Here is a 20,063-nt window from a genome sequence, read left to right on the forward strand (position 1 = left end):
CAGTACATATTTTGTTTGCAGAAGGTGCATTTTACCTAATGCTGCCTTCTGCTTTTCTTTTACTAGGGTCTTTTATTTTCTTTACTATATTTTAAATTAATTCATCTATACGCTTCATCAGTGTGTTTTTCCCTAGATAGTTTTCAATAAATATTACAGAAATCGGCTTATCTTCTTCATCATTTATTAAGTTCTTAATTGATGCATCATATCCTTGCTTTCTATACTCCTGAATTTCTGCTTCGATTACATCAATGTTTGGTATGTTAATTGCTCCTGTATTAAGGACCTTATACTCAAACCATTCTCTCGGAATAATTTCAAAATCTGGCAGTTCCCTCTGAGCCCTTTCGTATATATATAAAATATCTGCTTGACTTGTTGTATTGGAAAGGTTCTTTAAACTATTGCTTCCATATTCTTTTGTCCAAATTATCATTTCTTTGTTCCATTCAAACTTCTTCAAACAATAATCTTGCAATATATTTCCTTCGTCTTGCTTTAGTCTTGTTTGTCTATTTCTTTCCCATGATAATAATTCTTCAAATGTCATGGGTTTACTAAAGAACTTAATGACTAGATTCCCTGTACAGCATCTACATTCTTCATCATAATCGTAGTATTCTGTTGGTATGCCGGTAACTTCGAATTCACCCATTGAATTCATAAATTCTTTAATGCAGTAAAACCCTATATTATAGCAGTCTTTATCATATTTACATTCTTCCAAATATGCAATTTCATCATGCTCTGCTTCAACTTGAATACTTTGGAGCATACCTTTGCTAACAACACTATACAATTCCGCCTCCCTGCCATCTTCAGATAGGAGATAATTGACTCTGATTAGTCTTTTACTTGTTCTATCCTTAACTGTCTTTTTATTTTCAGCACTAATTACCATTTCTAATTGTCTCATAATACATCTCTCCTCTTATTTTTAATATTGAAATCATATTTCCATTTTTTATCATGCTGGAAGTGCCCCGAAATTCGTCTATATAACGGAGCACCCAGCCATTCCCACAAAATGCTCTCAATCCACTTTTACAGTAAATTTATTATGCTTCTTCTAATTTATCTGCAAAATACTTCTCAATTACTTCATTGCAATCATTTTTTTCAAGCCATTCATATGCTTCCTCTGGTTCTAAAGGAATAATACCTTCGGTCCCCCATCCACATCCATAACCTGACTCCCCATACTTTGATAAGGCACCACCTGAATAACACAGAAACATATTACCTTTTTTGGTTATATATAATTCTTCATGCAAATAATTAAAGTCATCATTGCCAAGACCATTCCAGTATTTGCCCAATAATTCCGCCGTTTCTGTATTATAAACTTTACGATTAATTATTTTTTTCATATTTCATTTCTCCCTTGCTTTTTGATATAATACTTATTAATAAATTTATTTTTATAAATTTCCACTGTAAAAGGGGCATTCGGCAAAATGCCTCTTTTACTTCTTTGGTACTTGGTGCCCTAATCCTTACCATAGAATCATCTCCTTTTCCGACCCTCTTTTATTGAACATAACACATGTTTTTAAAAAGTAAGGTGATTTGCAAGATTTTAAAAAACTTCTTTAATAATCCATATCTCGTTTTTCTCCCCTTCTATTTTTGAGCATAACACATGAAAAATAGGCAGAATGGATTTTTCATAGGTCTTTAGTCCTATTTTTATATATTTTTTAAAAAACTTTTTCCCTTTTCTTAATAACTGACACTATTTATGCTTAAATTTGGCATCAAAAAACTGTCTACTAAAAAAGTAGACAGTTTTTCAAGAAAAGGATGCTTGTTGAAACCACTATTAGATGGGCATACCTTATATATAATTGGGTATCCTTGTCAAGTTTATTTTTTTATATCCTTAGCCCTTTATCCTTAAAACCTTAACCCTATAATTATGTATATTAGTGGAGTTAGGGTAAAGGCTTAAGTTACAGGGGTTTTGATGGATTTTCATACCACAAAAAAGATAAGATAAATAAAACATATTACTTCTTTCCCAAATAATTTACAATAAGTTTATCTAACTTCTGACTTAGTTCTAATATCTCTGTACTAGTAAATATTTTGCTCTTTCCATCAATTTTTCTGTTTAGTTCATCTCTTATTTCTCTAATTTCCTTTGCTAAATTATTAACTTCATTATTCTGTCCTTTTTGTTCTTTCTTCTTTTCCTTTTCTCTATATAAATTTTTATCTGCCATTTTTATCATATCCTCCAAATCTACTAAACAATCAGTACAGGCTATTCCCGCACTGATTTGAATATTCATCCCTTGTTCTACTGCTAGTTTACGAATCTCTCTCCTAACTCTCTCTGTTACTCTTTTCGCTGCCTTTTTATGCTGATTAAAAAGCAAAATAATAAATTCGTCGCCCCCATACCTTATACCTAAATCCTCTTTTCTTATACTGTTTTTAATCGCCTGTCCTACTATTTCAATTGCCTTATCACCTACTAAATGACCAAAAGTGTCATTAATTTCTTTTAAATTATCTATATCTATGAATATTAGGGAGAAATCTTTTTTGCTATAAAGATGATGATATATTGAACCATCGTTAATCTGTTGCCAATAGTTTCTATTGTATAATCCTGTAACTGAATCTATTAATAACTTACTGCATTTATAGTTATTTGAATCAATGGTAATTACATAATACTTTTGGTTGGCAATAATAATTTTATTAATGGTCACCCAACGCTTGCCATAACTAAATTGAACATATGAACTTTCAGATAACCTATCAAAAATATGCAATTTTTTAAGGTGATTATAGGCTTCTCCATTATTAATGCTGCTGTACTGAATCTTATTTTCATGATTCAAAACAATTTGAATTATCTCCTCAGTTCCATATCTTTCCTTATGCATTACAATTAGCCCCCTAATTTATAAGTTTGTTCTTTATTAGAACATATTATTGCACAACTTCGGATAAAATACAAGTGTTCCAATAAAGAACAAAAGGTGGTATGTTTGATGAAATTAATATTAGATTCCGAAGAACGCAATATTGCAGGCTCTAGAGTTAAAATTGCAAGGTTAAAAAATAATATGACGCAGCAGGAACTATCAGTAAAACTTGAGACATTAGCAGTTTATGTGGATAGAGCAAGTATTTCAAAACTCGAACAGAAGAAAAGAATTATAACCGATATTGAACTGGTAGCCTTATCTCAAGTATTAAATGTAAGCGTCAGTTGGCTCTTAGGTCAAGATAAATAAGTTTTGTTTCAATATACACCTATTCTTATGAATCTAACACTGATTCTTTCATCCACCTACCCCTATGTCATTAGTAGATATTTGTTTGTGCCTTTATTTTTACCTTCTATCCCTCATTTATAACAAAAAAGCACACTCCCTTATACCTCTAGATGCAGTATAAGAAAGGTGTGCCCCTTTCGGCAATATGCCTTTACGTTACCATATTTTCATTGGCTGTACAAGAACTAATATTATTTCTTTTTTGCAATTAAAGTCCAGCGTATGGCTGTCTTAGCGAAAGCATCATTTTCATGGGTTACTGTGTCCACCTTTACATAAAAAGGTCTTATATAAAATTTGTAGCCCATCTTAACTAACCTTTCCGTAAATGAAATTAGAACTTTTACCGTCTGATAGCCGGCCTTCATGCCGATACAATCGATATTTACAGCCATGTTTTGCTTTATCTCTTCTAATGCTGCATCTACAACAGCATTGATATTGCTGTCTCCCGCAACTTTAAGCACCTTTATATTATCCATGCCTTATATGCCTCCTTAATCTGTTTTGTATTGCATATTAAGGATTGAATATAAGGCATTTCAAGTATTAATTTTCATTCTTCATTACTTCAGTTCAAAACAAGAATTGAGCCAAAACTAAAATTGATTAGAATATTTCATTAATACTTCATACTTCATTAACTTCAAGGCGTCTCTCAATGTTTCGCAAAGTTTTCTTGAACTGAAGTACCTTGAAGTATTAATAACATATTAACCATATTTTTAAGTTTGTCAAATTTTTAGGCTTTATTTTTTTGTTACATTTTTGTTACAAAATAAAGTTCCTCTTGAAATACACTGATTTATGGCTATAATACGTTCATTAAAAATTACGGAACGGAGGAATAGCCTATGAACAGCAGTTTAGATAACATCATTGCCAAAAAGACATCTCACGATGTTGGTGTATTAATATTTCAATACCTTAATGATATTGAACCTCTAATCCAGCAGTCTCTCACTGCTGCAAAGTTAAAGGATTTTTACAGGCTTAAAGGGAAATATAACAAAGGGCGTTTTGTCTGCCCATTCCATTCTGGAGCAGATAACCCTACCTCTCTTTCTCTTAATGACAACAAACGGAACTTTCACTGCAACGCCTGCGGTAAAAGCGGTACATACCTTGAATTTATCATGTATATGCAAAATTTCTCAGGTAGGAACAGCCTCAACGAAGCAAAAATTTTTGCTGCAAACAACTTTGCTGGGCTGAATCTAGGATTCAACTCAATCGCTGATTTTGAGCAGAAGTTAAAAGATAAAATACTGGAACGCTATCATAAAACAAATAGCCTTAGATATACAGATTACTGTAATATCTGGCTGCTTCCTGAAAGATATTTTTCTTATACAGCAGAATCGCAAGGCCGCCAATGCCAAGGAGAAGAACAACAAATAAAGCCTTCCTTCAAGGTTTCTCCTTCCAACTCTACAAACAAGCCCGGTTTTATACTGGAAGCACTGGACCTTGAAATGACCATCAGGCATCATAAAGCCCAGAATATAATTGACAATGGGATTACTGATTATGATAAAGCAATTCAGGATGCTAAAAACAGTAAACTGATTAATGACTTTACTCAAAATGCAGATAAATTAAATTCTGTCGATAAACTCTCTGATTTCATGAGTAAGAAATATAATATAGACATAGATACTGCTTTGAGATATGGACTTATCTATTTTGATAAGGCTAGCCAGAAGCAACTCTACTACAGTGATTTCTTTATGCTGAATGACAGAGTCCTGTTTCCCGTTCAAGACCATGAAACTGGCATAGTTGTCGGGTACCAGTGCCGACAAACAGATTTAAATGCTCCAAAACAGTACAAATACCTTAACGTGACCGATTATCAGGATAACTTGACAGCAAATAAAAACGGAACGGCTTTTAGAAATTTTGTTCCGTTTAAACCTGGAAACTTCCTTTTTAACCTTTACGAACTGAAGAATAAATGCATTAATGCATTATGGATTACAGAAGGCATTGCAGATGCAATAAAACTTTCCTGCATGGGATATGACGCCGTTTCTCCAGGGCAAGCAAATTTAACCGACTTCCATATATACTTAATTGATAAATATTTCGGCAAAGATGTGGTTATTAACTTATTCTTTGATAATGATGACCATAAGGTTGGACAAAGCAAAAGCATTGCAGCCGCCTACCGCCTTTGGCAGTTTGGTTTCAGGAATATTAGAATTATAAGTACCTTTAAAGAATTAGGAAAAGATATTACCGATTGTTCCGTTAAACTGCGTGATGATAACATGCTAAGGCTTTTAATTAGTCTATGGGAAAAACAAGCCTATTCTTTTACCCCTGCAAGTAATGAAGATTTAAACACTCTATTAAAAACAGGCCTGTACACTGAAAATGAAATTATATGTATTGACCCAAGAGATATAAACCAGATGACTAATTTTGCTGAAGCAATTGTTAAGCATATAGATTTAAAGGATATGACATATCAGCAACTTGCAGTATTAAAAAAATTATGTTGCTTTAGAGAAGAAGAAATAAAAATTCTCTTTAACCTTTCTACAAAGGATTATCATGACATGCAGGATACTGATGAAACAGAAACTGCCATAAAAGAAAATAGCAATATTAACGCAGGCAATGCTCAAGAAGAAAGAAATGCAGGAGAAAACCTAATCAACATTTCTAAAGCACAACTGTTTCATCTGAAAAAGAGATTTGATTTAGATTTAATTAAGAAAATAGACAACGAATGTTCCAAAAAACAGATTGCTGCTATTGTAGGCAATATAATAAAAAATAAAGATTTTGATGTATGTGATTATATCCCTAAAAATGAAAGTTACCATTCTTCAACTGGTATAGCCCCTATCACCGCTGTACTGGATGATGGCAACTTCACCCCTATATATGACGATGTCAGTATTCCTTTTTAATGAGCCGTAATCTTAAAAATTTTTTAATCAAAAAAAACTTGACTTTCAAAACCATAATTCTGTATCCTGTTTAAAATCAAATGAAAGGACGTGGTTGTATGAAAGCCAAGAATTTAAAACAAGAAATTAAGAATATACTTTCTGCAATAGACAAGAACTTTGGTAAAGACTCAAGGGAATATCAGGATGCCGAATATTACCTTGACATCCTTGAAACTGTTTACCATTATAACTACAACGACGGGATAGATTTACTGAATGAATTAAAGGAATTGCTGAATAAATTGTCAGATAGAGTGCCCGAATTGGCACCTGAAAGGTTCTCACAGCATTATCCAGATGTAAGTGAGATGATAAAATATCTGGATAAATGGTTATCTGATTAATAATCTTATGGCTTTTCAGTTTTGACTGGAAAGCCTTTTTATATAATATGTTATATTATCTTTTCTGTACAAACAAACCTGTTGTTACATCTTTGCTCCTGATAAATAACTGATTCTGGATTAATTATGATTTTTCTTATATTTGATAACAACTAGATATATGAATCCCAATATTGTTAGCAATGCAAAGATTGCAGTAAACAAGTGCGAAGAAGACTGACCTGACAAATAAACTGCTGTTGGTCCATCTGCACCGCCTATAATTCCTATTGAACCAGCATCTCTTGTATCTATATTGAATTTATGAGATAAATATAATGACAGCAGATAACTGGAAAATAAACTGATAAATGCTACTAAAGCACATATAACAGTAAATATAGTAATCATCTTTGTTGATTTTTCTTTTTTCATACCTTATTCACTCCAAACATACTCTTTTTTACGAAAGCATTGTATTCTCTATTGCTTACTTATTTTAATAATATTTCTTCCATCTATTTTATCAATGTCAAATAAAGCATTATCATTTATAACAGGACTACTAATTTGTGTAAAATCAGCATCACCCCTATTGAGAGTAACATCCAAAACTACTTTATTATCTTTCACAAAAACTAATTTTTGAAATATGTCATCATCCAGTGGATGCTCCCCGAGCCATGTTTTATCAAATATCAGATAACCAATATATGTATCGGCAGTGGTCCATTTTGTTCCTACTTTTTCATGCATTTCTGTTCTGCTGGTATAAGGTCGTATAATATACATTCTGTCCCATTCAAAAGGAGTTATATTTTTCATATCAAAATGTGATTTTTGCTGGATAGTTGCCATAAGGTTATTTTTGAAACTTTCTAAGTGCTCATTATTGATTTTTTGACTGCGGAAACCCATATAACTTGATAAAAACAGTATTAAAGGTATTATTAAAAATACTGCTATAATAATTGTTTTGCTTTTGATTTTCATATATCTCCACCTCATAAAGGTTACATGTGCCATTTCGCTACATTTTTCCAAGATTATATATTTACTATTATATTGTACAACCTAAGTTATTAATAGAGTCTTTTATATAGATTTTGATAAGATTTTATGAGTAAGAAAAATTGATACTATTATTAATTATAATATACTATACACTTCTAACCTCAAGCCTCCTATCCCCTTTAACCTATAATCCCCATACTCCTGCTCTGTTTCAATTTTAGAATCACTTTTTTACCCCTTATTCCCCCAAAACCGCTTCTAAACCTATTACCTATCCAAAACCTACACATTTGCTCCGTTTCTGATATAAAATGGTTAATTTCTAATAATTTATTCTTACTTATCTTCTTATAAGGATACCGATTCTAAAATCGGGTTTTAATCTTCCCCTTGATATTCTATCAAAATACAAAATCTTTTTATACAAAAGTATAACAGGAGAAATAAATTGCAGTAAAGCAATTACTTCTCCTGTTATACCTAATTTACTAACTACTTCCTAAAATGCCTAAATTAAAAATAGCATATTGGATGTTATTTGTAAAGAGTATACCACTTTATTTCATTACTTTTAATGTCTTAGTTCCTTGTAGTACCTAACTTTTTATTCCAGTTCATTTGGGAACCTCCTGTTAGGACATAGGAGATAAGGGGTGAGGAGAAAAGAGTAAAAACAACCTAAGGATATTTGTAACCTATTACCTATTTATTACATATATGTTATCTAAAAAAAAGCAGGAAGTCTGGAACTTCACTGCTTATAAAGGTTAAAGGCTATAGATTATCAAACATATCAAATATATCGTCAGGCAATTCATGTTGTATGCAACTATCATTCTCTTTTCCCTTGTTTTCTATGGTAATTCCTCCACACTCTGCTATTGCCTCCTTTACAGCCTGTTTTATTGCTTCCTTGCCTAAATCCTTATCCCCTTTTCCTGTAAAACTTAACACTGCCTTAATTACATAATCTGTTTTATATTTCTGCTTTGATAGTATGTTAAATACTTCTAAATCATCTTTCCTATCTAATGAAAAAGATAGATTAATCCTTTTTACAGCCATAAAATCACCTTCTTAGTTCCTGCTCCAGCAAAATCTTATAGCCCTTAGCATTTGCAAACTGGTCAAGAAAATCTACATATTTTATTTTACTAGATTCTTCAATATATGTTTTAAGCGTCATACTCCCTCCTCCTGTGAAAATAGTAGGATTGCGAAACTCAAATCCATATTCCTGGATTTTCGCTAATAAATTTTCTACATATTCTTCTGACATCACTTTAATCACTTCCTTAATATCCGCCTCGAAAAGAACGGGTTCTTTTCCTGTGATAATCTCCTGTATCTGAGTTTCCGTAAGTCTGATATTTGTTTTTAAAAGTTCCTGCTGTATATTAGCAATTAATGTAATGATTCCATTGGGAAGTGAGTAACAGGATGAAACATCAATTATTCCATTCTCCACCTTAAAGAAATCAATTGTATATCCACCAATATCAATAACATTGCATAGAAGATTTCTGTAACTGTTAAACACCGTTATCAGTGCGGAATACCCTTGAGGATAAGTACGGCAGTCAACTATATTGATTGCATAATCCTTTTTGTTAAAATTAAACTTTATATCCCGCCTTAAAAAATATTCCCGAAACTTTTTCTTAAGAGTTCCATAATTGACTATCGGGAGCCCTACTCCCAGGATTACATCCACATCACCTTCTACTCCTACTTTATTTATCACATCTGCTATTGCTGGCAAAGACAAGATGAAAGCATCCTGATTGACTGTCTTATCCATTTGAACACTTAATCTGCTACTCCCGATACTGTAAAACTTACCTTCATAAATTAACAAGTTGCTTGTTGAGATTGGTTCATTATTAGATTTTATGAATCCCGCCTCACTGATGTAACCTTCACTTGTTTTTATGCATTTGTTACCATTGTCTAAACCTAATAAAATCCTATTGTTCATACAAATTCCTCCATTCTTCAATATATATTTTAGGTTCGTTATAGTTCTTTATATTTAATTACTTTTTATAATTTCAAGTATTTTTGCAAAAAAATTGCTTACCTATCAAATTAGGTAAGCATACAAATATATTGTAACGGAGGTATTCAATTCTGATTTAGTAAAATACCTTTTTATTAATAGGCGATTATTTTATATTAAATCATCAAATACATTTTCAAGTGTTTTTTTCACTTTTCCCTAAATCCTTCCCCCCTATCCTCTTTACCCTTCCATATATAATTATGTATTTAGTAAATCCCCAAAAATCCTTGATATTACAATGCTTAAATATATTTTTTAAGCGACAAAAACCATGTTAGGATTTTAGTTCTAAGGTGAAAGGGCTAAGGATTAATTATGCATTATATGTCTCCTTAACCCTTTTAACCTTCAGTAATTACTTAGCAAAAATTCTTCTATCAGAATTTGACTTCTCCTTAATAATCCGTATGATGTTAAAAATCAATTTGAAAGGATGAATTCTATGAGTGAAAATTTATATATAAAAGATTTTAAAAGCCTAAAAGTATGGCAGAAGGCGAATGTTCTTGAGCAGGATATAAGGGAATTGGTTAAAGGATTTCCAAGTTGTGAGCAATATAGGCTTACAGACCAGTTAGTACGGGCTGTTAGGAGTATAGGGGCAAATCTTGCAGAAGGAAATACACAGTTGTTTATAAAAAAAGAAATAGTTCACGCAAATATTGCATTAGGAAGTGCGGGAGAATGCAGGAGCCATCTCATTACTGCATATCAAAATGGTTATATAAATAGTACACAATATGATGCCCTAGATAAAAGGTTAATTGAGATTATCAAAATGCTATATGGCTATATAAAAAGGCTAAAATCCGCACCGCGCGACACCTCAAATACTAATGACACTTAATATTAATTCAATAGGTTATAGGATTGTTCCCCTTGCAGGCTTTACTAAAAATGTTGTAGTCTAATTTAGAAATTGTTCTAGGGATAGAACTATCTCTTTAGTTTAAACTCTTATAAGTTGGGGAAAGTTTCGAGGGATAAGGGGCGAGGTCTAGGCATTCTTTCTGTACTTTTCTTGATTGCTATAAAAAATAAGAAAAAATGCCTTGGAAGACCGTTAATCCTCCAAAGCGTTCTAAAAAATCCTAATAGCCCTATTTTGAAAAAGGTTCCAAGCGTCAGGGTGTTAACACACCTTGGCATTTGTCCTTTTCTGCTTATTATAGCAAACTTTATTCTTATTTTACCATTTAGTAGTTAAATATTTTTCATCAGTATGGCAGGTCCATAATAGTCATCCGTAGCAATACCAATCTTCCGCACTTGCCATTCTAATACTTCTTGTCTGTCACATTCTTTTTCTACCATATATATTGCTTCTTTTTCTGAAGCAGAAATAACTATAAATCTAATTAATGGCTCTGAATTCTTTTCTTCAACCTGATATATGTATAACCTTGGATTTACATATTTTTTAATTCCTATTATTCTATCTATTTTCTTTTCAAAGGCTGCCAAACTATCATCTATCATAATATGTCCATAATAGTGGTCAATTTCTTTAGTTTCTTCACCAGAATACTTTACCGTTGTTATGCAAGAAGGTTGGTCTGTAATGAACTCCTCCCCTGGCTCATATATGAAAGACTTAAACCCAAAATCCTCAATCAAGTCATTTAATTGTTCTACTTTTTTCTTTGATATCTTCCAATGCTGCTCTCCACTTTTATATACAAACATTTCTCCATGATAATTTACATTACCCTCGTTGTCTACTGTTACACTATAAACAGGGCAAGTTCCATAGCACATTGTTCTTTGCAATCTAATATATTCAAACATGATAATCCCCCTATTAGCCTGCATATTCATATGCTTATATACAAAAAACACTATATTCCGTAGTGAATTAAGTATTTATCCTCACTAATCGCACCAGATACCTTTTCAATAAGCAATTGAAGTTCTTGTGATTTATAATGATTATTTGCCTTTATGATAATATCTCTAAATTGTTTAAGGGATTCTGGCGGGATGAGAGTTACTCCACAATAATCCAAGCCATTTCCTGGCTGAGTTGTAACCTGAAAGTATGTTTTAAATGTCATTAGTTCCTTATTATACTTTATAATCATCTCTTCTAATAAGTCATCATGTACCGAAATACAATTGTATTTTTCAGGTTCATAATCGCTATACCATTTGTTTTCTTCAAAAGAATCTATTATTCCAAAATCATGCTTAGCCAAACTATCACCCCCTGCAAATGTATATAACCTTTCTTAATACATATTTTGAGAATATTATTCACAACCTAAATTTGTTTTTTACATTTGCTACTCTATATTAATTAATTTCAATCCAATATCTTCTTGTTATTCTCTCAACACCATCAATCACATTTATAATTTTGTCTTGCAATAATCCAAAATTTTTTTCGATAACACGGGCAGAACCTAAATTATTATCATTACATGTAATTAAAACCTTGTTTAAGCCAACAACTTCTTTTGCATGCTTCAAGGCCAAAGAAAGCATAATTGTGCCATATCCTTTATTCCATTTTGAATATCGAATACCATATCCTATGTTACCACCGAAACATAACAAAGAGTCAGTTAATTCATGACGAATTGATACTTCTCCGATAAACTCATCATCTTCTACCAGCCATAAATATGTTGCTTTAACATAATTAAGCGGTAAATTTTTGCCTGTTTTAAAATTCTCAATTTTTTCAAAGATGTCATATTTTGATGCATCTAAAAATTGATAAGTATCAACTTTATACTCAGAAAATTCTTTTATAGCATCAATATAAGATGAATAATATTTTTTACATGGTGCTATCAATTCCATTTATCATACACCCCTTAAAATACACTATTCTTTACTTCACAAAATTTATAATACGTAATATCTAAAGTGATACGTATTAATTACTAATATAGGTTATACTCATTTTCTACAATATTGGCATTATTTATATTTGTGGTTAACAACTAAAATAGTAGTAACAAGTCCTATAATCCCCACAGCAAAATATATTATACTTATAAATAGTTGTTTCTCAGCGTTGACAAAGTATACTGGAACATATAGTATATTTAAAAAAACGGCATTAAAACTAGTAATAAAACTCATAGTGCGTAACTGTTTTATAAGCAGCGGTAAATTATTTTCATCACTTTTTCTATAACCCGCAATCATAGAAAAATCTTTATTCTTTATACTGCTTTCAAATGCAACATACATTATTAACGAAATAAAAGTCATTAATCCTATTGAAAAAATAACGGCTATAATATTTATCAATCCGCAGATTCCTAGTATGAAATGAATAATAAAAAGAGCAACGGAACTTAAAATGACTATTAATCCCTTAGAAATTTTTGATTGCTCTTTAACGAAAGTTTCATTTTTTAAAATAGAATCAACATCCATTTGAAATAGCATACTAATTTGCAAAAGCATATTTGCGTCTGGTTCTGTTTTTCCATTTTCCCAACTGGAAACTGCTTGTCGTGTAACATTTAGTTTTTCGGCTAAAACTTCTTGAGACATATTTTTACTATTTCGTAAACTTCTTATTGATTTACCAATATTATTGTTCATTGTGTTCCACCTCCAATATAATTATTCTACATAATCATTGCTTTACATTCTATAAAATACTCTTTACATTCAAGCAATGTTTTATTGCACCTAATATAAATAATCCTTACTACATATTTTTCTACTAATATATACCTTTATTTTACACTATATAGCCTGTAAAAGCACCTACTTCCTTACACCTTGCTATCTTTTAGCCAACTCTCCTAATGCCCTATTAACCTCTTCCACAACCTGTTTTCTATATTCATATAAATAATACAACTATATTTTCACTTTAATAGAACTTTCCTTGCAGTAAAAATACTTTTCTATTTCCAAATTATCATCTAAATGAGTTTAAGAAACAGAAAAAATAGAGCATGTTCTATAGGAAACACAAATAAAGTCCTTACATGAACTTCCTACAAACACCAAACCCTTTATACCTTAAAGCCCTATCAAACCCCTTATCCCCAATGCTTTTCCTTGTTCCTTATACCTTCCAATATCACAACTTTATTTTCACTTTAATAGAACTTTACCATCACTAAAATTGTCTTTTCTTTTTCCAAAATTTCTTCTTCATCATTTCTGAAACAGAAAAAATATGCTAAGTTCTTATAAAAAGTAAATAATGTCCTAATTTCTTTTCCCTTTTATCCACATTTCCCTTATATTTTATATACTTTATCCCCATTCACGTATCAAGAAATGTGGGTAAAACGCCATCTAAGAACTTTATTTTCTTTTTGTAACTACTTTTCTGCAATGTAATAACTTTTCTGTTTCTAATATTTTTCACCACATCATTTTTAGAAACAGAAAAAAAGGCCTATGTTATATAGTAAAAGTAAATAAAGTCCTATTACAAATTTCCTTTAATCTCCTTATTCCTTTAACCTTAAAACTTACCTAAACCCTGTATTCCCAATACTTTTCCTGATTCCTTATCCCTTCAAATACCACTACTTTATTTTCTTTTTATAACAACTAATTAAGTCCTATATCCTGTCTTTTTTATTTCCTATATTCCTTACCCCTTTTTCCTTGTTCCTAACTATGTGTTCATCAAACAAACTCCTCACCTTTTTCAAATAAAGTTCTCTCACCAACACCCCTCAAACCCTTGATACCACTGGCTTGTTTTTTTACCCCTAATTTTCCATTTAAGCCCTTTTCCCTTGAACCTGTCTTTCAAAGTACTTGTATTTCTTAAAAATCAGGGCAAAAAATGAAAATAAAGTTCTATTAGGATTGAGGAAATAATAGGATTTAGGAACTAGGGATAATGGGAGATTTTGTCCATTTATTCTTCCATTTTCTTATTCATTCAATCTTTCAATCCATTGATTTATCTGACTTTTAGCCTTGTCTCCTTATTCTATATCCGTCGTAAACTTCTAATAAAAAACATGGCCTACAGGGCTTTCCTTAACCCTAATAAACCATGTTTCCTGAAACAACTTTATTTGCATTTTAAAATGAATTTGCAAAATGATAGGACTTTATTTGATGGAGACACTTATATTTAAGTTTCTAAAGCTCTACTCTACCCTCTAATGCCTTAGATAAAGTAACCTCATCTGCATACTCTAAGTCCCCACCTACAGGAACTCCATGAGCAATTCTTGTAACCTTTACCCCTAAAGGTTTTAAAATTCTAGAGATATACATTGCTGTAGCTTCACCCTCAACATTAGGATTAGTTGCAACAATTATTTCTTTTACATCTTCGTTGATCCTGCGAACTAGTTCTTTTAACTTAATATCATCGGGACCTTTTCCTGACATTGGAGATATTACTCCATGAAGAACATGATATACTCCATTATATTCTCTAACCTTTTCTAAAGAAATAATATCCTTGGGCTGTTCTATTATACAAATTGTACTTTTATCTCTGCTAGGGTTAGAACATATTCCACAAGGGTCTGTATCAGTGTAATTCCCGCATACAGAACAATATTTTATAGTTCCTCTAGCTTTAACTAAGGCCTCTGCAAATTCATCTACCTCTTCTCTTGGTAAATTTAATACATGTAAGGTTAGTCTTTGAGCTGTTTTATATCCTATTCCTGGCAGCTTTGCAAACTCTTCAATTAGCTTTTCTATTGCTATAGGATAAAAATCCAAATTATTCACCTCAATTAAAACATTCCAGGCATATTCATTCCACCTGTAAGTTTTTTCATTTCGTTTGCTGTAGTTTCTTCCATTGTTTGTAGAACTTGATTACATGCAGTCAATATTAAATCTTGTAACATTTCAACATCGTCTGGGTCTACTACATCTGGTTTAATTTCAATATTAGTAAATTGTTTCTTACCATTTATAGTTACCTTAACAGCTCCACCACCTGCTGTTGCTGTATATTCTTTTTCTTCAAGCTCTTGTTGTGCCTTTTCCATTTGTTGCTGCATCTTTTGTGCTTGCTTCATTAAATTATTTATATTCATTCCACCCATTCCTGGGAATCCACCCTTTGCCATTTCATTACCTCCTAAGTATTAAACTTATTTTATAATTGTTTTTTAGTCTTTAATATTTTATCATTTACTTAACTATTCATCAATTATTTCTACTAAATCTTCACCAAAAGTTTCCTTTAAAATATCTACAGGATTTATTGGCTCTTCTTTTTCCTCTACAATATATTTTATTCTAACCTTTTCTTTTAGTGCTTCAGAAAAAATTTCATCTACAGTTCTTCTATTCTCTTCCTTCTTTAATCTGCTAATATTAAATGCGTATTCTGGTTCATATTTTATTTCTATAATCCCATTAATACAAGATTCTACCTTACCAGTTACTAAGGACGCATACAGAACCATAAGCCTTCTTGCTTTTAAAACTTCAAGTATATCCTTCCACGACTTTTTAACATCTTCTAAAGTCAATTTACTTTCAATGTTTTCTTCTATCTTAATATTTAAGTCATTGGATTTTTCTTTATTATCTTGTTTCTTTTCGAATACTTTTTTAGGGTTTCTATTTTCTACAGTCTTTACTGCATTATTATCTGAAATATTCTGTTTTATATTAAAGTTGCCCTCTTTTATTATATTCTCTAATTTATTAATTCTAGCTAAAAGAACTTCTTTAGATGTATCATATTCGAATTTGCACATCTTTATTACTGCCATTTCTAAATATATTCTTCCTTGATTACTCCACTTGCTTTGCTCTTCGCTCTCCTGAAGTATTCTTATACATCTCATTATTTCTTCAACTCTAAGCTTACTTGCCTGTTCTTTTACAATATATATGTTTTCTTCAGACATATCTAAAACTTCTTCTGGATTTTCACTAACCTTTGAAATCATTAGGTTTCTCAAATGAAGAATCATATCTTTTGTAAAAAGATTAACATCCTTACCAGTGTATACTACTTCATCAATAACACTTATTGCCTCTTCTATATCTCTTTTAATTATACTGTCCGTAAGCTTAAATAAATACTCATTGGTAATAAGTCCTAGCATGTTGATTAATTTGTCATAATCTACATTTCCATTACCCATAGATATTGCTTGATCTAATATGCTTAAAGCATCTCTCATGGCCCCATCAGATATTCTTGCAATTAGCCTTAGGCTTTTGTTGTCAGCGTAATTTCCTTGCTCTTTTATTATCTTTACTAACCTTTCGAATATGTCATCACTTTTTATTCTTTTAAAATCAAACCTTTGACATCTAGATAGAATAGTAATAGGAAGCTTCTGAGGATCAGTTGTTGCAAGTACAAAGATAGTTTTTTCAGGAGGTTCCTCTAAGGTCTTTAAAAAGGCATTTACAGCGCCTTGTGTAAGCATATGGACTTCATCCATTATATATACCTTGTATCTGCTCTCTCTTGGAGGATACTTTACTTCTTCAATAAGATCTCTTATATCGTCAACTTTATTGTGAGATGCTGCATCCATTTCAGATACATCAATAGCAAGACCTGCATTGATTTTTTTACACATTTCACATTCATTACACGGCTCTCCATCTTTAGGTTCAAGGCAGTTTACTGCTTTTGCAAAAATTTTTGCTGTAGAGGTTTTTCCTGTTCCTCTTGTACCACATAAAAGATATGCATGAGCTACTCTATTATTTTTTATTTGATTTTTTAGTGTTGTAGTAACATGAGATTGACCAACAACTTCTTCAAAAGTTTTTGGCCTCCACTCTCTATATAAAGCCGTATATGACAATAGAAACACCTCTTATCTTTTACATTATAGCCATATGAAACACTAATTATAATTATACCATAACAGATTTTATTTTAAATAAAAAAAGACGCTTATTGCGTCTTGTCTTATATAACAATTTAAATTTAAGTCGTGCACCTCGCGTCGACAGTGAAATATGAGCGTTACCTATACAGTTAACTCAAACCAGGTTTACCCACGGCACAGGAAAGGTCTCACTTACCGCTGCTTCCTTCCAGACCTGACGGGGTTCGCAAGTTTTCCTTGCGTGGGGCCCAGTTATCAACGCCACTTATATAGGCCAGACCTCACATTTCAAGGCCTAAGCGAGGAATTCAACCCTGCTGTAGCGGATTACAGGTTACAGGACACCGCTAACTTCCCATCTAGCACGACAATGGCGGAGAAAGAGGGATTCGAACCCTCGGTAGAGTTACCCCTACACACGCGTTCCAGGCGTGCTCCTTAAACCACTCGAACATCTCTCCATGTAATTAACAATTTTTAGTTTTGTTAAGCAAAGAATATTATACTATCTATTTTTACTTATTTCAAGGGTAATAAATTATTATATTACACTTTTTAATTGGTTATCTCTCCAAGTAGTTATTTCTTTTACTGAATTTTCATATTTATCTTGTTCAACTTTCCACAAAGACTTTATCTCTTGATCCTCGCTAGTAGGAATGTTTTGCCACATGGATTCTACAGTAATAGCATCAGTTTTTAGCTTTGCCATGCTATTATCATATTTTAGATTTATCTTTCCCTTTATAGCTTGTTTAGATGAGTTCAATTGATCCTTAGCTGACTTTATTTTAGCATCATATTCTGCCCATATGTTATTTAATTCATTAAGTTGACTCTCATAAGCTTTAGATTGAGCTTCTATATTTAAAGCATAATTATTATTTGCATCTCTCTCTTTCTGTGCCTTTTGCTGCTCTGCTTCATATAATTTATTAGCCCTGTTTTTCTCAGGTGAATTTGCAGTACTAGAAGTTGTTCCTGTTTGACTATTTCTAGCTTTCTCTGCAGTATATTCTGCTTCTATTTTTTTCTTTTCATTTTCAAACTCTGCTTTAATCCTGTTAAGTTCAATAGTTAAATCTTTTTTTAGCTTGTCTTGACTTGACTTATTTAAGGCTGAAATTTTATCTTCATATTCCTTCTTTACTGTTTTTGCATTAATATCTATATTATCATTAAAGCTTTTTAATTCTTTATCAGCTTCAAGATTCCTATCTTTCTCTAAATTCTTTCTCTCCAAAGAATACTTGTTTTCTAGCTCCTGTAACCTCTGATCAATAGTTGTTGCAATCTTAGTATCTTTAGTATTACTTGTATTTTGCTGAGCTGAGGTACTAGTTGAATCAGTACTATCCTTTGAAAATGGATTCTTTATTCCGCATCCCCCCATGACTACAACAAGCATAATGGTAGAAATCAGTATTATAATTTTTTTCATGTATTTACAACTCCTAGTTATCATATATTTACTCAAACCACTTCCGATACTTTATTTAATATTACATAGGACTACCTATATTACTAATATTATACTATATCTTTATGTGATTTAAAAAATATATCTTCTAATTATTTATAATTATATAAAAGAGGTCAGCAAAATCTGCTAACCTCTTCTCATTTATTGAACTGTATATCCTGTATTCTCAATACACATTTTAATTTGTTCTCCATCTGCTGGTGGATTATATCCTACCTGAACTATTCCCCTTGCAAAATCTACTGCAACTTCCTGAACCCCAGTTACCTTATCTAGGGCATTATTCAATTGAGTTTTACTTTGAGCATTTAAAAGATCTGGAACATTATACTGTATTATTCTCATATATTATCTCCTCTCATCTTAGTTAGATACTAGTACTAGTATGAAAAGAAAGAAGATTTTTTATCCAAGCAACTATCTTTTAATTAAAAATGGCGGAGAAGAAGGGATTTGAACCCTTGGTGGAGCAAAACCCCACGGTTGATTTCGAGTCAACTGCCTTAGACCACTCGGCCACCTCTCCAGAAAATTAAAACCTATTAAGGCAACTACTATTTTATCATATTTTATTATATTATGCTAAGAGTTATTATATTAGAGTATTTTGCAATATAGCTGCCCAGTAACTTGTTATTGAATGGTTTATTATATTGGTATAAAATAAGACTTAATTAGACTATACTAAGGTTTAAAAGGACGTGTTTCGTATGATTAAAATAGATGAAATTGAAGAGTCCCTCAAAAATAAAGGCTATAAGCTTACAAAGCAAAGAAACTCTATAATAGAAGTTCTCATTGAGAATATTGGTAAATTTCTTTCCGTTGAGGACATATATTTAAAATGTAAGGATAAATACCCTAAGACTAATTTATCAACAGTATATAGGAATTTAGAAATTTTAGAGGATATTGATCTTGTTCATAAAACAAACATTACTGGTTCTTCAGCCAGTTATGAAATAATATGTAATAACTGCCACCATCATCATGTAATTTGTAAAACCTGCGGTAAGACAGAGGTAATAGATTTTTGTCCTATACAAGAATTTACCTCTAAGGTCGCAGAGGATGGTTTCTTAGTCACTGACCACAAAATAGAATTGTATGGCTACTGCAAAAATTGTACAAAAAAAATAACTAAAAAGTAGGG

Annotated in this window: 23 protein-coding genes, 2 tRNA genes and 1 other RNA gene; 5 read left to right on the forward strand and 21 right to left on the reverse strand. The window is 31.6% G+C overall.

All coding sequences use genetic code 11. From position 1 onward, the window contains the following. Positions 1–91 precede the first annotated feature (91 nt). The 4 genes from CLHOM_RS10350 to CLHOM_RS10360 form a co-directional block, all read right to left on the reverse strand. Complete coding sequence (locus CLHOM_RS10350) at positions 92–919, reverse strand: hypothetical protein (protein WP_052221633.1); 828 nt, start codon at positions 917–919, stop codon at positions 92–94. A 142-nt stretch (positions 920–1,061) separates the two neighbouring features. Beyond that, positions 1,062–1,373, reverse strand: coding sequence for a hypothetical protein (locus CLHOM_RS10355; RefSeq protein ID WP_052221634.1), 312 nt, complete (start codon positions 1,371–1,373; stop codon positions 1,062–1,064). Then, positions 1,357–1,506 (reverse strand): hypothetical protein, encoded by a 150-nt coding sequence (locus CLHOM_RS18345; protein ID WP_161803218.1) that lies wholly within the window; start codon positions 1,504–1,506, stop codon positions 1,357–1,359. The genes CLHOM_RS10355 and CLHOM_RS18345 overlap by 17 nt, the downstream gene beginning before the upstream one ends. Before the next feature lie 506 nt (positions 1,507–2,012). After that, positions 2,013–2,900, reverse strand: a complete 888-nt coding sequence (locus tag CLHOM_RS10360) for a diguanylate cyclase (RefSeq protein ID WP_052221635.1) — start codon at positions 2,898–2,900, stop codon at positions 2,013–2,015. A gap of 108 nt (positions 2,901–3,008) precedes the next feature. Between CLHOM_RS10360 and CLHOM_RS10365 the strand changes: the two genes are divergently transcribed. Continuing rightward, positions 3,009–3,254: a helix-turn-helix domain-containing protein gene (locus CLHOM_RS10365; protein WP_052221636.1), complete on the forward strand. Its 246-nt coding sequence runs from the start codon at positions 3,009–3,011 to the stop codon at positions 3,252–3,254. Positions 3,255–3,487: 233 nt separating this feature from the next. Here the strand turns inward: CLHOM_RS10365 and CLHOM_RS10370 are convergent, their stop codons facing one another. Next, complete coding sequence (locus tag CLHOM_RS10370; RefSeq protein WP_052221637.1) at positions 3,488–3,778, reverse strand: stage V sporulation protein S; 291 nt, start codon at positions 3,776–3,778, stop codon at positions 3,488–3,490. Between the two features lie 372 nt (positions 3,779–4,150). Here CLHOM_RS10370 and CLHOM_RS10375 point away from each other — a divergent pair, with 372 nt between their 5' ends. Further along, positions 4,151–6,217: a CHC2 zinc finger domain-containing protein gene (locus tag CLHOM_RS10375; RefSeq protein ID WP_052221638.1), complete on the forward strand. Its 2,067-nt coding sequence runs from the start codon at positions 4,151–4,153 to the stop codon at positions 6,215–6,217. Between the two features lie 98 nt (positions 6,218–6,315). Continuing rightward, entirely contained in the window at positions 6,316–6,603 is a 288-nt protein-coding gene (locus CLHOM_RS10380) for a hypothetical protein (RefSeq protein WP_052221639.1), read from the forward strand. Positions 6,604–6,723: 120 nt separating this feature from the next. Here the strand turns inward: CLHOM_RS10380 and CLHOM_RS10385 are convergent, their stop codons facing one another. From CLHOM_RS10385 to CLHOM_RS10400, 4 genes are all read right to left on the reverse strand, one after another. Beyond that, positions 6,724–7,017 carry a sodium ion-translocating decarboxylase subunit beta gene (locus CLHOM_RS10385; RefSeq protein ID WP_052221640.1) on the reverse strand — a complete coding sequence of 98 codons (294 nt, stop codon included), beginning with the start codon at positions 7,015–7,017 and terminating at the stop codon, positions 6,724–6,726. 48 nt (positions 7,018–7,065) lie between these two features. Then, positions 7,066–7,575 (reverse strand): hypothetical protein, encoded by a 510-nt coding sequence (locus CLHOM_RS10390; RefSeq protein ID WP_052221641.1) that lies wholly within the window; start codon positions 7,573–7,575, stop codon positions 7,066–7,068. A 795-nt stretch (positions 7,576–8,370) separates the two neighbouring features. Next, complete coding sequence (locus CLHOM_RS10395; protein ID WP_052221642.1) at positions 8,371–8,661, reverse strand: hypothetical protein; 291 nt, start codon at positions 8,659–8,661, stop codon at positions 8,371–8,373. Positions 8,662–8,665: 4 nt separating this feature from the next. Next, complete coding sequence (locus CLHOM_RS10400; protein WP_052221643.1) at positions 8,666–9,574, reverse strand: ParM/StbA family protein; 909 nt, start codon at positions 9,572–9,574, stop codon at positions 8,666–8,668. Between the two features lie 526 nt (positions 9,575–10,100). Between CLHOM_RS10400 and CLHOM_RS10405 the strand changes: the two genes are divergently transcribed. Continuing rightward, the gene (locus CLHOM_RS10405; protein ID WP_052221644.1) at positions 10,101–10,505 is read left to right on the forward strand and encodes a four helix bundle protein; all 405 of its coding nucleotides are present in this window, start codon (positions 10,101–10,103) and stop codon (positions 10,503–10,505) included. Positions 10,506–10,861: 356 nt separating this feature from the next. Here the strand turns inward: CLHOM_RS10405 and CLHOM_RS10410 are convergent, their stop codons facing one another. The 12 genes from CLHOM_RS10410 to CLHOM_RS10460 all read right to left on the reverse strand — a co-directional run bounded on the left by CLHOM_RS10410 (position 10,862) and on the right by CLHOM_RS10460 (position 19,436). After that, complete coding sequence (locus tag CLHOM_RS10410) at positions 10,862–11,446, reverse strand: DUF6438 domain-containing protein (protein WP_052221645.1); 585 nt, start codon at positions 11,444–11,446, stop codon at positions 10,862–10,864. A 50-nt stretch (positions 11,447–11,496) separates the two neighbouring features. Beyond that, entirely contained in the window at positions 11,497–11,853 is a 357-nt protein-coding gene (locus CLHOM_RS10415) for a hypothetical protein (protein WP_052221646.1), read from the reverse strand. Between the two features lie 97 nt (positions 11,854–11,950). Continuing rightward, a complete protein-coding gene (locus CLHOM_RS10420) occupies positions 11,951–12,463 on the reverse strand; it encodes a GNAT family N-acetyltransferase (protein WP_052221647.1) in 513 nt (170 codons plus the stop codon). A 120-nt stretch (positions 12,464–12,583) separates the two neighbouring features. Continuing rightward, on the reverse strand, positions 12,584–13,219 hold the full coding sequence (locus tag CLHOM_RS10425) for a helix-turn-helix transcriptional regulator (protein ID WP_052221648.1): 636 nt from the start codon (positions 13,217–13,219) through the stop codon (positions 12,584–12,586). 1,518 nt (positions 13,220–14,737) lie between these two features. Then, the gene (gene recR, locus CLHOM_RS10430) at positions 14,738–15,334 is read right to left on the reverse strand and encodes a recombination mediator RecR (protein WP_052221649.1); all 597 of its coding nucleotides are present in this window, start codon (positions 15,332–15,334) and stop codon (positions 14,738–14,740) included. 14 nt (positions 15,335–15,348) lie between these two features. Then, positions 15,349–15,690, reverse strand: a complete 342-nt coding sequence (locus CLHOM_RS10435) for a YbaB/EbfC family nucleoid-associated protein (RefSeq protein WP_052221650.1) — start codon at positions 15,688–15,690, stop codon at positions 15,349–15,351. 72 nt (positions 15,691–15,762) lie between these two features. Then, positions 15,763–17,400, reverse strand: coding sequence for a DNA polymerase III subunit gamma/tau (gene dnaX, locus CLHOM_RS10440; RefSeq protein WP_052221651.1), 1,638 nt, complete (start codon positions 17,398–17,400; stop codon positions 15,763–15,765). Positions 17,401–17,530: 130 nt separating this feature from the next. Next, positions 17,531–17,795: signal recognition particle sRNA large type (ffs, locus tag CLHOM_RS17915), an RNA gene on the reverse strand. Between the two features lie 3 nt (positions 17,796–17,798). Continuing rightward, positions 17,799–17,888, reverse strand: a tRNA-Ser gene (locus tag CLHOM_RS10445). Between the two features lie 80 nt (positions 17,889–17,968). Further along, positions 17,969–18,868: an LptM family lipoprotein gene (locus tag CLHOM_RS10450; RefSeq protein WP_052221652.1), complete on the reverse strand. Its 900-nt coding sequence runs from the start codon at positions 18,866–18,868 to the stop codon at positions 17,969–17,971. A gap of 183 nt (positions 18,869–19,051) precedes the next feature. After that, positions 19,052–19,255: a heavy-metal-associated domain-containing protein gene (locus CLHOM_RS10455; RefSeq protein WP_052221653.1), complete on the reverse strand. Its 204-nt coding sequence runs from the start codon at positions 19,253–19,255 to the stop codon at positions 19,052–19,054. Between the two features lie 90 nt (positions 19,256–19,345). Then, a tRNA-Ser gene (locus CLHOM_RS10460) sits at positions 19,346–19,436 on the reverse strand. Between the two features lie 184 nt (positions 19,437–19,620). On the opposite strand from CLHOM_RS10460, the gene CLHOM_RS10465 reads away from it, so the two are divergent. After that, positions 19,621–20,061, forward strand: coding sequence for a Fur family transcriptional regulator (locus CLHOM_RS10465; RefSeq protein WP_052221654.1), 441 nt, complete (start codon positions 19,621–19,623; stop codon positions 20,059–20,061). Positions 20,062–20,063 lie beyond the last annotated feature (2 nt).

It is taken from the genome of Clostridium homopropionicum DSM 5847, from assembly GCF_001263795.1.
GTDB classification, from domain to species: Bacteria; Bacillota; Clostridia; order Clostridiales; family Clostridiaceae; genus Clostridium_H; species Clostridium_H homopropionicum.

Bases quoted from the DNA above. Each gene is read 5' to 3' on its own strand.
- CLHOM_RS10350 (WP_052221633.1), bottom strand. From the start codon at position 919: ATGAGACAATTAGAAATGGTAATTAGTGCTGAAAATAAAAAGACAGTT.
- CLHOM_RS10355 (WP_052221634.1), bottom strand. From the start codon at position 1,373: ATGAAAAAAATAATTAATCGTAAAGTTTATAATACAGAAACGGCGGAA.
- CLHOM_RS18345 (WP_161803218.1), bottom strand. From the start codon at position 1,506: ATGGTAAGGATTAGGGCACCAAGTACCAAAGAAGTAAAAGAGGCATTT.
- CLHOM_RS10360 (WP_052221635.1), bottom strand. From the start codon at position 2,900: ATGCATAAGGAAAGATATGGAACTGAGGAGATAATTCAAATTGTTTTG.
- CLHOM_RS10365 (WP_052221636.1), top strand. From the start codon at position 3,009: ATGAAATTAATATTAGATTCCGAAGAACGCAATATTGCAGGCTCTAGA.
- CLHOM_RS10370 (WP_052221637.1), bottom strand. From the start codon at position 3,778: ATGGATAATATAAAGGTGCTTAAAGTTGCGGGAGACAGCAATATCAAT.
- CLHOM_RS10375 (WP_052221638.1), top strand. From the start codon at position 4,151: ATGAACAGCAGTTTAGATAACATCATTGCCAAAAAGACATCTCACGAT.
- CLHOM_RS10380 (WP_052221639.1), top strand. From the start codon at position 6,316: ATGAAAGCCAAGAATTTAAAACAAGAAATTAAGAATATACTTTCTGCA.
- CLHOM_RS10385 (WP_052221640.1), bottom strand. From the start codon at position 7,017: ATGAAAAAAGAAAAATCAACAAAGATGATTACTATATTTACTGTTATA.
- CLHOM_RS10390 (WP_052221641.1), bottom strand. From the start codon at position 7,575: ATGAAAATCAAAAGCAAAACAATTATTATAGCAGTATTTTTAATAATA.
- CLHOM_RS10395 (WP_052221642.1), bottom strand. From the start codon at position 8,661: ATGGCTGTAAAAAGGATTAATCTATCTTTTTCATTAGATAGGAAAGAT.
- CLHOM_RS10400 (WP_052221643.1), bottom strand. From the start codon at position 9,574: ATGAACAATAGGATTTTATTAGGTTTAGACAATGGTAACAAATGCATA.
- CLHOM_RS10405 (WP_052221644.1), top strand. From the start codon at position 10,101: ATGAGTGAAAATTTATATATAAAAGATTTTAAAAGCCTAAAAGTATGG.
- CLHOM_RS10410 (WP_052221645.1), bottom strand. From the start codon at position 11,446: ATGTTTGAATATATTAGATTGCAAAGAACAATGTGCTATGGAACTTGC.
- CLHOM_RS10420 (WP_052221647.1), bottom strand. From the start codon at position 12,463: ATGGAATTGATAGCACCATGTAAAAAATATTATTCATCTTATATTGAT.
- CLHOM_RS10425 (WP_052221648.1), bottom strand. From the start codon at position 13,219: ATGAACAATAATATTGGTAAATCAATAAGAAGTTTACGAAATAGTAAA.
- CLHOM_RS10435 (WP_052221650.1), bottom strand. From the start codon at position 15,690: ATGGCAAAGGGTGGATTCCCAGGAATGGGTGGAATGAATATAAATAAT.
- CLHOM_RS10450 (WP_052221652.1), bottom strand. From the start codon at position 18,868: ATGAAAAAAATTATAATACTGATTTCTACCATTATGCTTGTTGTAGTC.
- CLHOM_RS10455 (WP_052221653.1), bottom strand. From the start codon at position 19,255: ATGAGAATAATACAGTATAATGTTCCAGATCTTTTAAATGCTCAAAGT.
- CLHOM_RS10465 (WP_052221654.1), top strand. From the start codon at position 19,621: ATGATTAAAATAGATGAAATTGAAGAGTCCCTCAAAAATAAAGGCTAT.